This window comes from Pseudomonas sp. 910_21, assembly GCF_052850735.1.
The window spans coordinates 931,251-944,761 of record NZ_VXCY01000001.1 but is presented as its reverse complement, the minus strand read 5'-3'; the positions used below and the strand labels follow the sequence as shown (position 1 = coordinate 944,761).

The window sequence follows — 13,511 nt, the reverse complement described above, 5'->3', positions numbered from 1 at the left end:
GAGAAGCATTCTTTCTTACACGCAAAAGCCCCAGGCATTGAAATGCGCGGGGCTTGGCTGCCTGTGGCCGGGGCCACAGGAGGGGCTGCGTTGGATCAGAAGTGGAAGTTGGCACTCATCAGGGCGGTACGGCCGGCCGCCTGGTTGGCGAAGTGCGACGCGTAAGCCTTGTCGTAGTAGGTCTTGTCGGTCAGGTTCTGTACGTTCAACTGCAGGTCGACGTTCTTGGTCAGCTTGTAGCTGGCCATGGCGTCGTAGCGGGTGTAGGACGGTACGTACACGGTGTTGCCGGTGTCGCCGTAGACATCGTCGACGTAGAACGCACCGCCACCGACGGTGAGTTTCGAGGTGATGGCGTAGGTGCTCCACAGGCTGAAGCTGTTCTTCGGCGTGTTGGGCATTTCATTGCCTTTGGCCGAGGCCGCACCTGCGGTGATCACGCCGTTACGACCGGTCAAGCCTGGATCAACCAGCTCGCTCTTGAGGTAGCTGTAGCCAGCGAAGACTTGCCATTTGTCGGTGATCTTGCCGCTGGCGCCCAGTTCCAGGCCGTCGACACGGGACTCACCGGCGTTCTGGTAGGTCAGTGCGTCCACCAGGACGCGGGTGTTTTTCTTCTCGGTACGAAATACCGCCGCGGTGAGGGACATGCGGTCGTTGAGCACGTTCCACTTGGTCCCCAGTTCATAGTTGACCGTCTCTTCAGGTTGCAGGTCGCTGGTACTGGCGCCGGCAGCCAGGGGGTTGCCCTCGGCACCTTCGCCCACCAGCGCGCCGGCCGGGGTAGCCGAGGTGGCGTAGGAGGCGTAGACACTGCCGTTGTCGGTTGGTTTCCAGACCAGGCCGGCCTGCCAGTTCCAGAACTGGCTGTCGTCTTTGAGCTTGCTTCTGGCCTTGACCGTGGCAGTGGGGACCGCGTTGGTGTTGGCCACGGTGTCGAAGGTGTCGTAGCGCAAGCCGACGTTCAGCAGCCATTGCGGGTCCAGCTCGATGGTGTCGAAGACGTAGGCGGCACGGCTGGTGGCCTTGGTGTTGGTGCCGTTGTAGTTGCGTGCAACGCTGCCGGTCCAGGCGTCGTCCGGGTTCGGATTGCCCAGTGAGGTGCAACTGCCGCCGCTGTTGCCCACTTTGTTCGTGGTACAGGTCGGGTTGCTGTTGGGGCTGACGGTATAGCTGCTGACACGGGTTTCTTCGCCCGTGAACTCAAGCCCGGTGGAGTAATTGTGCTTGAAGCCCAGTGCGTGGAATTCGCCAAACAGATCGGTCTGGTTGGTGGTGGTTTCCGTGGTCGAGACGCGGCTGTTGGCGCGACGCCATACAGTGCCATAGCGGTTGACGTTGAACTTGCTGTCGTCCGGCTGGGTGAGGACATAGTCCTGCCCGGTGCTGCCGTGGCGCAGAGTGTTCTTGAGCGTCATGGTGTCGCTCAAGTCATGCTCGATGGAGAAGGTGCTGATGTCTGCGCGGGTCTTGCGGAAGTCGCGGTCCTTCAAACCGTAGAAGTTGCTGCTGTCGCCGCCGTCGGTGGGTTTGTCGTGGCCGTGGGCCGTGGCGCTCGCGGAACTGTAGCCGTAGGGAATGCCCGAATCCGGCAGGTCGTCGCTTTCCATGTGGTAGTAGCTGAGGTTGACCCGGGTCGGGGTGCCCAGGCCGAAGGTCAGCGACGGTGCCACGCCCCAGCGGTCGTAGTTGACGGCGTCACGACCCGCCACATTCTGTTCGTGGCTCATCAGGTTCAGACGGAACGCGGCACCCTCGAGGAACTGCCGGTTGACGTCCAGGGTGTAGCGTCGGGTCTGGTCGGAACCGTAGGTGAATCCACCGTTGAGGAAGTCTTGCTGCTTGGGCATCTTGCTGGTCAGGTTCAGGCTGCCGCCCGCGGAGCCACGTCCACCAAAGGCCGAGTTCGGACCTTTGCTCACTTCAATGGTTTCGATGTCGAAGATCTCGCGGCTCTGGCCACCGGTGTCACGCACACCGTCGAGATAGGTGTCGCCCTGGGCGTCGAAACCACGAATGAACGGACGGTCACCTTGAGGGTTGCCACCTTCACCGGCGCCGAAGGTGATGCCCGGTACCGTGCGCAGTGCGTCTTGCAGGGAGGTGGCAGCGGTGTCCTTGAGGACCTGCTGCGGAACCACGGTGACCGAGCGCGGTGTATCCACCAGTGGCGCGGTGTATTTCTGTGACGACGCCTTTTCCTCCTGGTAGGACGTGCTGTCCTGGGCCTCACCGGTAATGCTGGTGGCCTCCAGAGCAATGGCTTTGCCCGAGGTCTTCTGGTTGGTGTCTTCAGCGGCCTGGGCCATATGGCCCGCGGAGCCGGCGGTAATCGCCACGCCAATCGCAGACGCCAGCAGGCGTGGTGAACTGACAGCGGATGGTGGTTGTTGGCGTGACATGGTGATTCCCCTCCCCAAGGATTTGAGGCCGCGGAATATAGGGGAAAGAAACAATTGTTATCAATTGCGAAACATTACTATTCGCACTGAATTTACATTCTTTACAATTTATCCTTACGGTTTTTGCGTTCTCGTTCGTCTGTCGGGTTTTACACAGTCAATAAGAATCAATATCATTGACGGCCTTTCGCTGCTCAGGTACCTGGCCATGTTGCTGCATATCCCCGGCGTGTTCACCCGTGATGAAGTGGGGCGTATCCGTGAAGCCCTGGAGCAGGCGGACTGGGCGGACGGCAAGATCACCGCCGGGTATCAGTCGGCCAAGGCCAAGCACAACCTGCAGTTGCCCGAAGGCCACCCGCTGGCCCAGGAGATCGGTGCAGCGATGCTTGATCGCCTGTGGCAGAACCCCTTGTTCATGTCCGCCGCCTTGCCGCACAAGGTGTTCCCACCCTTGATCAATTGCTACACCGCCGGCGGCAGTTTCGACTTCCACATCGACAACGCCGTGCGCCAGCCCAAGGGCAGCCCGGAGCGGGTGCGCACGGACCTGTCGTCGACCCTGTTCTTCAGCGACCCCGAGGATTACGACGGCGGCGAGCTGGAGATCCAGGACACCTACGGCCTGCAGCGGGTCAAGCTGCCGGCGGGGGACATGGTGCTCTACCCCGGCACCAGCCTGCACAAGGTCAACCCGGTGACTCGCGGCGCTCGCTACGCCTCCTTCTTCTGGACCCAGAGCCTGGTGCGCGAAGACAGCCAGCGGGCCTTGCTGTTCGAAATGGACGGGGCGATCCAGGAACTGACCCGAGATATGCCCGAGCACCCTTCGCTGATCCGCCTGACTGGCACCTATCACAACCTGCTGCGTCGCTGGGTCGAGGTGTAAGCCGTGACTTTTCAACTTCGCCGCGAGGAAGTCCTCGACGGCGCGCAACTGAGCGCCATGCTCCAACAGAGCCCGGCCCGTGCGGCCCAGGCGATACTGGTGGCGGCCCGGGAAGGCCTGGTGGATGCCCAGGCGCTGCTGGGGCAGATCCTCCTCGATGGCCACGGTATCCAGCAGGATCAACCCCTGGCCTTGCGCTGGTTCGAAATCGCCGCCCAAGGCGGCCACCTGATGGCGCGCAACATGCTCGGCCGCTGCCATGAGCACGGGTGGGGTTGCCCGGCGGATGCAGCCAATGCTGCACGGCACTATCGCCAAGCCGCGGAAGCGGGGCTGGATTGGGGCTTGTACAACTACGCCAACCTCCTGGCCACTGGTCGTGGTGTAGAGCAGAACCATGCCTTGGCCCTGGACTGTTATCGTCGTGCGGCGGGCTTAGGCCATGCCAAGTCAATGAACCTGCTGGGGCGTTACCTGGAGGAAGGGGTGGTGTGTCCGGCCGATCCCGAAGCGGCGTGGGACTGCTACCGACGCTCGGCCGAAGGCGGGGATTTTCGCGGACAGTTCAGCTATGCGGCGGTGCTGGCGGATGCCGGTCGTATCGACGAAGCCGTGGATTGGCTGCAACAGGCCCTGGCTGGCGGCAATTTGAACTTCCTCCGAGTGGCTCGTTTTTCGTTGTTGAGCGCTGCTCATCCGGAGGTCAGAGATATGGCTGGGGAGTATTTTCAGCGCGCGGCTGAGCTGGGGGATAAGAGCGATAGAGCTGAGCTGGCTGCTTTTTCCAATGTCGCCAGGTATTGAGGGCAACACTGGCCTTGTTGGCCGGTAGATCTAAAGGTGGTTGCAGGGACGTTTTCCGTCCCTGAACAATCCTTGAGCTGCGAGTAAAGTGAGATACAGGCTGACCAGAAGGCGCGGTCTCAAGCTCCCATTATCAAGTGCTTGATAATTGCCTGGCTTGCACTTCCGTTCCCGTAGGGGGCGCTCTGGTCGCCGTTCTGGCCGTCCTTCAACTGTGCGAAAGCATTCAGGATACGAGCTTCGGATGCACCCACCACATGGTTCCAACCGAGGGCCACTGTTTCAACCCACTCGGTTTCATCGCGCATGGTGATGCAAGGAACCTGATAGAAAAACGCTTCTTTCTGGACGCCGCCGGAGTCGGTGAGAATCACCTTGGCTGCCTGTTCGAGTGCCACCATGTCCAGAAATGCCAGGGGCTCGACGATCGTGAGCTTTTCCAATAGATGTTGCAGCTTGTGGTCATTGACCAGTTTGCGTGTTCGAGGGTGCAGTGGCAGAACCACTGGTAGTTCTGTACTGATGGCTGCGAGTGCCGAGAGGATCGCATTCAGTCGTTCAGGCGAATCAGTATTTTCAGCGCGATGGCAGGTGGCCAGGGCAAAGCCCTTCTCGGACAGGCCCAGGGTGTCGAGGATTCGGCTGTTGCTCCGTGCCCGATCACGGTAGTAGAGGGCCACGTCATACATGACATCGCCGACGTTATGGACGCCTTGAGTGATGCCTTCCTGTGCCAGGTTATCGACTGCCACTACCGTTGGGCACAGCAGCAATGTCGAGACCCGATCGGAGAGAATCCGGTTGATCTCTTCCGGCATGCGCATGTTGAACGAACGCAGGCCAGCCTCGACATGAGCGACTGGAATATGCAGTTTCGCCGCTGCCAGCGCTCCTGCCAGGGTCGAATTGGTATCTCCGTAGATCAGAACCCAGTCGGGTTTCTCGTCCTGCAGGATTTGTTCGATGCCTTCAAGCATGCGGCCGGTCATGGCCCCGTGTCCCCCGCCCGATACTTCCAGGTTGTATTTCGGAGCGGGAATCTCCAGCTCATCGAAAAACACCTGGGACATGTTCGGGTCGTAGTGTTGGCCAGTGTGGACCATGATTTCTTGCAGTTGGTCAGGGTGTTTGAGGATCTCTCGCGAGACTGCTGCGGCCTTGATGAACTGAGGGCGTGCGCCGACGATGGTGATGATTTTACAGGTCATGCGTTAATTCTCTTTTCAAGGCGTTCACTATGGCTATTCAGAGCCTTCACTGAGATACCGATAATTTGGCAGGCTCATGATTCGAAGAGCAAGGCTATTGCTTGCTTTGGCTGAGTGTGGCAGTGCTTGATCGCCGGTTTGGTGAATTCGGAGAGTTTACGGTGACGGGTCCGAATGGTGCTGGCGATATCGCTGCAACACGTCCTGTCATGCCGTTCTCTCAGGGCGAGAGGTGCTACGGCCACCTAGCGAGCTGGGCACTCCAGCGAAACCCCAACGGCGCTGTAGTTCGCTAGTAGATCAAAAAAGCCCATGACAAGTCATGGGCTTTCACTTACCGCTTGCCGCTGGTCACTTGCAGCTTTCTTACAGATAGTAGGCCTTCAGCGGCGGGAAGCCGTTGAATTCCACCGCGCTGTAGCTGGTGGTGTAGGCACCGGTAGACAGCCAGTACAGGCGGTCGCCGATGGCCAGGTTCAGCGGCAGGCCGTACTTGTAGTTCTCGTACATGATGTCGGCGCTGTCGCAGGTCGGGCCGGCGATGACCACTTCTTCGACTTCACCTTTTTTCTCGGTCCAGATCGGGAACTTGATGGACTCGTCCATGGTTTCGATCAGGCCGGAGAACTTGCCCACGTCGGTGTAGACCCAGCGCTCCACGGCGGTGCGGGATTTGCGCGCCACCAGCACCACTTCGCTGACCAGGATACCGGCGTTGGCAATCAGCGAGCGGCCCGGTTCCAGAATGATTTCCGGCAGGTCGTCACCGAAGTCTTCCTTCAGGAAGCGGATGATTTCCTCGGCGTAGGTTTCCAGGCTGTTGGTACGGGTGATGTAGTTGGCCGGGAAGCCGCCACCCATGTTGATCAGCTTGAGCTCGATGCCGTCTTCTTCCTTCAGGCGCTCGAAGATCACCTTGACCTTGGCGATTGCCGCGTCCCAGACGCTGATGTCGCGCTGTTGCGAACCCACGTGGAACGATACGCCGTAAGGCACCAGGCCCAGGTCGCGGGCGAGGATCAACAGGTCCATGGCCATGTCGGTCTGGCAGCCGAATTTGCGCGACAGCGGCCAGTCGGCGGTGGTGGAACCTTCGGTGAGGATACGCACATAGACTTTCGAACCCGGGGCGGCCTTGGCGATGTTGCGCAGGTCGGCTTCGGAGTCGGTGGCATACAGACGCACGCCCTTCTCATAGAAGTAGCGGATGTCCTTGGATTTCTTGATGGTGTTGCCGTAGCTGATATTGGCCGGGTTGACGCCGCGGCCCAGCACCTTGTCCAGCTCGTAGATCGAGGCGATGTCGAAGCTCGAGCCTTTTTCGTGCAGCAGGTCGATGATCTCGGCAGCCGGGTTAGCCTTGACCGCGTAGTAGACCTTGGCGAATTCGAAACCGGCGCGCAGGTCGTCGTAGGCCTTGGAGATCATCTGGGTGTCGATGACCACGAACGGGGTTTCTTGCTGGTCGGCGAAGGCCTTCATTTTCTGAAAGGTTTCGCGCGCGAAATAGTCTTCGACGTTAATCGACATGCGTTGGGAGCTCCTACTGGCAAACGTTGGTAATCAATGGGTTTAAGGACAGGTCATGGATGACACCGCCTTGTGAACGTCCTCCGTATCCCCACTTTGGTTCGCCTACTTCCCAAGGCATGTCGCCGAAAGCAAAAAGGCCATGGGAAAGTTGCCCTTGGCCTTGCTGTCTCGTCGTCAGTACTTGAGCCGGATGGATCGTTTCCAGCATGGACGTTCGGCGCGAACTTTAGGCGGTGAGGGGCCTGAGATCAACAAAAAATGTCGCGTTTTTGCACTTGTCTGACGTGCGTGACGGACACCTCTCTTTGTAGCCGACACAGATGACGGGCAGATGTTCCCGAAGAATTCACGGGTGTTAAAAATACCTGCACGTTCGACGCTTTTGCGTGCCAAGTGGCTGGTAAGTATGAAATCGTCAACATCGGCGACGTTAGCGGCGAGAGGCGGGTGTGAGGGGGATTTTGGCTGTTTGGGAAGGTGTCGCCGGACAGCATTCACGGGGGGTGGCTGTTGATATTTTTTTCCGACGCGTTGGCGGGCAAAAAACCTTGTGGCGAGGGAGCTTGCTCCCGCGGACTGCGCAGCAGTTCCACTCTTTTTTGCCAAGAGGGTCCGCTTCGCGGCCCAGCGGGAGCAAGCTCCCTCGCCACAGGTTCGTTATTGGCTATTTATTGATCAGGCAACCACCGCTTCAGCCGGCGAGACGATATTGGTCTTCATCCCCCGTGAACGCCCCGAGCTCAGGTAGGCAGCAATGGATTCCTGGGTCACTTCCCCAAGGAACACCCGTTCGGCATCCATTACCGGCAGCCACGAACGGTTGAACTCGTACATGCGCGACAGAAGAATCCGCAGGTGTTCGTCATAGGCAGCGGTGGCGTTGAACTCCCGCAGGAACTGCGCGCAGGTGCCGGTCTGACGGTGCAGGTCGCGACGACGTACATAACCCAGGGCCTTGTTCTCGGCACAGGTCACCACCACGTAGCGGCGGTCGTGTTCGTCCATCAGTTCCAGGGCATCGGCCACTGGGGTTTCCGGGCTCACCGACGGTGCGTTGTCTGCGGCGTCTTCGGCTTTCACCAGCAGCAGGCGCTTGAGGGTGCTGTCCTGGCCAACGAAATTGCTGACGAAATCGTCCGCCGGGTGCGCCAGCAGGGTGTCCGGGTGGTCGATCTGCAGCAGCTTGCCGGCGCGGAAGATGGCGATCTTGTCCCCCAGCTTGATGGCTTCATCGATGTCGTGGCTGACCATGATCACGGTCTTGTTCAGTGCTCGCTGCATCTCGAAGAATTCGTTCTGGATCATCTCGCGGTTGATCGGGTCCACCGCGCCGAAGGGTTCATCCATCAGCAACAGCGGCGCATCCGCCGCCAGGGCGCGAATCACCCCGATGCGCTGTTGCTGACCACCGGACAGCTCTCGCGGGTAACGGTGCAGGTACTGCTTGGGCTCGAGCTTGATCATGCTCATCAGCTCGCGGGCGCGGTCGTGGCATTTCTGCTTGTCCCAGCCCAGCAGCTTGGGCACCACCACGATGTTTTCCTCGATGGTCATGTTCGGGAACAGGCCGATCTGCTGGATCACGTAGCCGATGTTGCGGCGCAGGGTTACTTCGTCCAGGTCGGTGGTGTCTTCGCCGTTGATCAGGATCTTGCCCGAGGTGGGCTTGATCAGGCGGTTGATCATTTTTAGCGTGGTGCTCTTGCCGCAGCCGGACGGCCCGAGGAACACGCAGATCTCGCCTTCATTGACGGTCAGGCTTACCGAGTCGACGGCTTTGACATCTTTGCCGTTGCTGCGAAAGGTCTTGGTCAGGTTTTGAAGTTCGATCATTTCAGGAGTCCTTTTGGAGTCAGCGAGCGTTGCAGCCATTGCAGAAGCAGGTCGGCGAAGATGGCCAGAAGACTGACCAGCACCGCGCCGACGATCAGCATCGACATGTCGCTGCGGCTGATGGAGGCAAGAATGAGTACGCCCAGGCCGCCGGCGCCAATGGTGGCGGCGATGGTCATGACGCCGATGTTCATCACCACGGCGGTGCGCACCCCGGCGAGGATCACCGGCACCGCGATCGGCAGTTCGACCATGCGCAGGCGCTGGCCGAAGGTCATGCCGATGCCGCGGGCAGCTTCGCGGATACCCGGCTCGACACCGGTCAGCGCCAGGTAGGTGTTGCGCATGATCGGCAGCAGGGAATAGAGGAACACCGCAGTGATGGCCGGCAGCGGCCCCAGGCCCTGGCCGAACTTGGAGTAGAACGGCAGCAACAGGCCGAACAGGGCAATGGAAGGAATGGTCAGCAGCACCGTGGCGCTGGCCTGCAGGGGCCCGGCGAGGGAGGGAAAGCGGGTCATCAGAATGCCCAGGGGGACACCGAAGACAATCGCCAGGGTCACGGCGATACCCACCAGGGTGATGTGTTGCCAGGTCAGGTGCAGGACCTGGGTCCAGTCAAGATGGGAAAAGGCGTTTAAAAATTCCATGTCTTCTCCTCTCTATTAGTTGATCGGGTGTTGGCGCAGAAAATCGGCGGCCACGGCGGAGGGGCTTTCATGGTCAACGTCGACTCGCGCGTTCAACTGACGCATGGTTTCGTCGTCGAACAGGGCCGCCAGCGGCTTGAGGTCGGCGGCCAGTTGCGGGTGGGCGTCGAGATAAACCTGACGCACCACGGGCGCTGCGGTGTAGTCCGGGAAGTAATGCTTGTCGTCTTGCAGCAGCTTGAGCTTGAAGGCGTTGAGGCGGCCATCGGTGGTGTACACCAGGCCGGCAAACACCTGGCCATTGCGCAAGGCGGTGTAGACCAGGCCGGCGTCCATTTGCCGGGTGTTTTTGCGGGTCAGGTTCATGTCATACAGCTTGACCATGCCGCCCATGCCGTCGGAGCGGTTGGCGAACTCGGTGTCCAGGGCCACCAGGCGGTTTTCCTTGGGGTTTTCGGCCAGGGCCTTGGTCAGGTCGCTGATGCTGTTGATCTGGGGGTGTTCCCGGGCCACGTTCTCCGGCAGGGCCAGGGCGTAGGTATTGCTGAACTTGGACGGCGACAACCAGACCAGGCCTTTTTTCGCGTCGAGTTCTTTCACTCGGGCGTAGGACTGTTCGCTGTCGAGTTTCTCGTCGATGTGGTTGTAGGCCACCAGCGAGACCCCGGTGTATTCCCAGATCAGGTCCAGCTGTCCGCTTTCCTGGGCACTGCGGGCCAGGTTGCTGCCCAGGCCGCCGGTAACGCGGGTGTCGTAACCCTTGCTGCGCAGGTACTGGGAGGTGATTTCCGCCAGCAGGGTCTGTTCGGTGAAGACCCGGGCACCAATGCGGATCAGCGGTTTTTCCGCGGCTTGCACCCATCCGGAAAAAAGCAGGATGCAGCCGAGTATCAGGCTTGTTTTTTTCATGTTCATTCCTTGGCGCTTACGGACTTAGGACGGGCGCAGACCACGTTCCAGCCAGAGGCGGCTGGCCAGGGTTACCAGGCCGTCGAGGAGCAAGGCCAGCAACGCGGTACAGGCCGCGCCGAGCAGCAATTGCGGCTGATTGTTCAGGGCTATGCCGGGGAAGATCAGGCTGCCCAGGCTGTTGGCGCCGATCAGGAAGGCCAGGGGCGCGGTGCCGACGTTGATCGCCAGGGCTACCCGTACGCCACCGATGATGATCGGCACGGCATTGGGCAATTCGACTTTCCACAGCACTTGGCGTGGCGTCATGCCGATGCCGACCGCCGCTTCCTTGAGGGAGCCCTGGACGTTTTTCAGGCCTTCATAGGTGTTGCGCACGATGGGCAGCAAGGAGGCGAGGAACAGAGCGAAGATGGCCGGGCCACTGCCGATGCCGAGAATCCCCAGGGCGATGGCCAGGACGGCCAGAGGGGGGACGGTGTTACCGATGTTGAACACTTGCATGAAGCGTTCGGCGCGTCCGACCATGCTCGGGCGGCTGAGGAAGATGCCGGCGGGGATGCCCACTAGCAGTGCGGCGAGCATGGACGCCAGGACCAGGAACAGATGAGCTTGCAGGTAGAACAACAGATCGTCGCGGTAGTGTTCGATCGTACTGATGCCGATCCAGTGGATCAGCAGGGCCAGGAGGGCGATTACCGCAACCCCTCCTATCAGCCCTTTGCCATAGCGAATAGCCACAGGCGGACTCCTTTTGTCGGTCGGCGGGTACTTTCCCGTGTGGCAGGGCCATTCCTGGCTGCCGGGAAAGTACGCGCGAAAAGCAGCTCGTCGAGTGCCGGCAGAGCGGCGGTTGAACGAGCCATGAGCGCAGCTTCGTCAAGCTAACTTGCTGATATTTCAGCCCCTGACAACAGCGCGTGACAGGGGAGTGGACGTCTCCACGTTTTAAAAGGTTCCATACTTGGCAGCATATAGCCACCGTTTATCTGCCTTGCGGTGGTTTGGGCGACGGGGGCAGCGGTGGCCCGCGAGGCTTTGTCTGGGCTATAATCTGCGCCCTTTTTTGATCACCGCCAGGCGATTTCCCATGACCAAACAGGCCGCCGAAGTCGCGAAACGCCGCACTTTCGCCATTATTTCCCACCCGGATGCGGGTAAGACCACCATCACCGAAAAGCTCTTGCTGATGGGCAAGGCAATTGCGGTGGCGGGCACCGTCAAATCGCGTAAGTCCGATCGCCATGCCACTTCCGACTGGATGGAGATGGAGAAGCAACGGGGTATTTCCATTACCACGTCGGTCATGCAGTTCCCCTATCGCGAACACATGATCAACCTGCTGGACACCCCGGGCCACGAAGACTTCTCGGAAGACACCTATCGCACCCTGACCGCGGTGGACTCGGCGCTGATGGTGCTCGACGGCGGTAAGGGCGTTGAGCCACGGACCATCGCCCTGATGGACGTCTGCCGCCTGCGGGACACGCCCATCGTCAGCTTCATCAACAAACTCGACCGCGACATTCGCGATCCGATCGAGCTGCTGGACGAAATCGAAGCGGTACTGAAGATCAAGGCCGCGCCCATCACCTGGCCGATCGGTTGCTACCGCGACTTCAAGGGTGTGTACCACCTGGCGGGCGACTACATCATCGTCTACACCCCGGGCCACGGCCACGAACGCACTGAAACCAAGATCATCGAGAAACTCGACTCCGACGAAGCCCGCGCCCACCTGGGTGACGAGTACGAGCGTTTCATCGAGCAACTGGAGCTGGTGCAGGGTGCCTGCCACGAGTTCAACCAGCAGGAGTTCCTCGACGGTCATCTGACTCCGGTGTTCTTCGGTACCGCCCTGGGCAACTTCGGTGTCGATCACGTTCTCGACGCCGTGGTGGACTGGGCGCCGTTGCCGCTGCCCCGTGAAGCCAACGAGCGCGCCGTGGCGCCCCAGGAAGAAAAATTCAGCGGTTTCGTGTTCAAGATCCAGGCGAACATGGACCCCAAGCACCGCGACCGTATTGCCTTCATGCGCATCTGCTCGGGCAAGTACGAGAAGGGCATGAAGATGCGCCACGTGCGTACTGGCAAGGACGTGCGCATTGGCGACGCCCTGACCTTCTTCTCCTCCGAGCGTGAGCAACTGGAAGAGGCCTATGCTGGCGACATCATCGGCCTGCACAACCATGGCACCATCCAGATCGGCGACACCTTCACCGAAGGCGAGGCCCTGGGCTTTACCGGTATCCCGCACTTCGCCCCGGAACTCTTCCGCCGCGTGCGCCTGAAGGACCCGCTCAAGTCCAAGCAACTGCGCCAGGGCCTGCAACAGCTGGCCGAAGAGGGCGCGACCCAGGTGTTCTTCCCGGAGCGCAGCAACGACATCATCCTCGGCGCTGTGGGTGTGCTGCAGTTCGATGTGGTGGCCAGCCGCCTGAAGGAGGAATACAAGGTGGAGTGCTCTTATGAGCCGATCACCGTGTGGTCTGCCCGTTGGATCGAATGCAGCGACAAGAAGAAGCTGGAAGAGTTTTCCAACAAGGCGGTGGAAAACCTGGCGTTGGACGGCGGCGGTCACCTGACCTACCTGGCGCCGACCCGGGTCAATCTGGCGCTGATGGAAGAGCGCTGGCCGGACGTGAAATTCCGCGCCACCCGCGAACACCACTAAGTTCGCCTGCGACACCCCAAGCCCCGCTGTGCAGACAGCGGGGCTTTTTGTTGCGCTCAGGATAGGCCCGCCGCCCCGTAGCAGCTGGCTTGCCAGCGAAGGCTACGGACGCGGCGGTGCATGGCTTGCGGGCCTCTTCGCCGGCAAGCCGGCTCCTACGGGTTGTGGTGTATTTCAGGGAGCGCCGTTAGTCGGAAGGGCCCGGTCGGCTCGGGTATCGATAGCCTGCTATCTGGAAAAGCCGGGATATCGGGACTAGGTTTCAGACAGTGCTGCGACCTTCACAAGGTTGGGCGCAGCCTTTGATGATTCACCTGTGAAGGATGGAATCGGCTATGAATATTTTCCAACGCACGCTGTTGCTGATCAAAGTGCTGGTGATGCTGTCGCTCGGAACCTCGGCGGCCTGGGCCCACAACCTGCTGGAGGTCAAGGAACCGGGCTTTTCGTCGACCATAAGCGAACCGGTACAGATGCTCGCCAAGTCCGAGTCGGAGCCGGGGGATGAAGGGCAGGGGGGCAGTTCGGGGGATGACGATCAGACCACCGACGATGACGACGATGGCGACAGCCAGGGCTAAAAGAAAACCCCTGGCAACGGACTGATGC

11 protein-coding genes are annotated in these 13,511 nt (G+C 60.2%); 4 read left to right on the top strand and 7 right to left on the bottom strand.

Translation table 11 applies throughout. The annotated features are described in order from the left end of the window. Positions 1 to 95 precede the first annotated feature (95 nt). Entirely contained in the window at positions 96 to 2,402 is a 2,307-nt protein-coding gene (locus FW796_RS04365) for a TonB-dependent receptor (RefSeq protein ID WP_446439054.1), read from the bottom strand. Between the two features lie 208 nt (positions 2,403 to 2,610). On the opposite strand from FW796_RS04365, the gene FW796_RS04360 reads away from it, so the two are divergent. Continuing rightward, complete coding sequence (locus FW796_RS04360) at positions 2,611 to 3,291, top strand: Fe2+-dependent dioxygenase (protein WP_346633654.1); 681 nt, start codon at positions 2,611 to 2,613, stop codon at positions 3,289 to 3,291. A 3-nt stretch (positions 3,292 to 3,294) separates the two neighbouring features. After that, a complete protein-coding gene (locus tag FW796_RS04355) occupies positions 3,295 to 4,095 on the top strand; it encodes a tetratricopeptide repeat protein (protein WP_446439053.1) in 801 nt (266 codons plus the stop codon). A 119-nt stretch (positions 4,096 to 4,214) separates the two neighbouring features. Here the strand turns inward: FW796_RS04355 and wecB are convergent, their stop codons facing one another. The 6 genes from wecB to FW796_RS04325 all read right to left on the bottom strand — a co-directional run bounded on the left by wecB (position 4,215) and on the right by FW796_RS04325 (position 10,969). Next, on the bottom strand, positions 4,215 to 5,303 hold the full coding sequence (gene wecB / locus FW796_RS04350) for a non-hydrolyzing UDP-N-acetylglucosamine 2-epimerase (protein WP_346633652.1): 1,089 nt from the start codon (positions 5,301 to 5,303) through the stop codon (positions 4,215 to 4,217). Positions 5,304 to 5,669: 366 nt separating this feature from the next. Next, positions 5,670 to 6,833, bottom strand: a complete 1,164-nt coding sequence (locus FW796_RS04345) for a type III PLP-dependent enzyme (RefSeq protein ID WP_346633651.1) — start codon at positions 6,831 to 6,833, stop codon at positions 5,670 to 5,672. A gap of 678 nt (positions 6,834 to 7,511) precedes the next feature. After that, positions 7,512 to 8,669: an osmoprotectant ABC transporter ATP-binding protein OsmV gene (locus FW796_RS04340; protein WP_346633650.1), complete on the bottom strand. Its 1,158-nt coding sequence runs from the start codon at positions 8,667 to 8,669 to the stop codon at positions 7,512 to 7,514. Beyond that, positions 8,666 to 9,319 carry an ABC transporter permease gene (locus FW796_RS04335; RefSeq protein WP_346633649.1) on the bottom strand — a complete coding sequence of 218 codons (654 nt, stop codon included), beginning with the start codon at positions 9,317 to 9,319 and terminating at the stop codon, positions 8,666 to 8,668. The genes FW796_RS04340 and FW796_RS04335 overlap by 4 nt, the downstream gene beginning before the upstream one ends. A gap of 15 nt (positions 9,320 to 9,334) precedes the next feature. After that, complete coding sequence (locus FW796_RS04330) at positions 9,335 to 10,228, bottom strand: glycine betaine ABC transporter substrate-binding protein (RefSeq protein WP_446439052.1); 894 nt, start codon at positions 10,226 to 10,228, stop codon at positions 9,335 to 9,337. Positions 10,229 to 10,252: 24 nt separating this feature from the next. After that, a complete protein-coding gene (locus FW796_RS04325) occupies positions 10,253 to 10,969 on the bottom strand; it encodes an ABC transporter permease (RefSeq protein WP_346633647.1) in 717 nt (238 codons plus the stop codon). 349 nt (positions 10,970 to 11,318) lie between these two features. Between FW796_RS04325 and FW796_RS04320 the strand changes: the two genes are divergently transcribed. Then, positions 11,319 to 12,902: a peptide chain release factor 3 gene (locus FW796_RS04320; RefSeq protein ID WP_346633646.1), complete on the top strand. Its 1,584-nt coding sequence runs from the start codon at positions 11,319 to 11,321 to the stop codon at positions 12,900 to 12,902. 335 nt (positions 12,903 to 13,237) lie between these two features. Then, positions 13,238 to 13,483: a hypothetical protein gene (locus FW796_RS04315; protein ID WP_346633645.1), complete on the top strand. Its 246-nt coding sequence runs from the start codon at positions 13,238 to 13,240 to the stop codon at positions 13,481 to 13,483. The last annotated feature ends 28 nt before the right edge of the window (positions 13,484 to 13,511 follow it).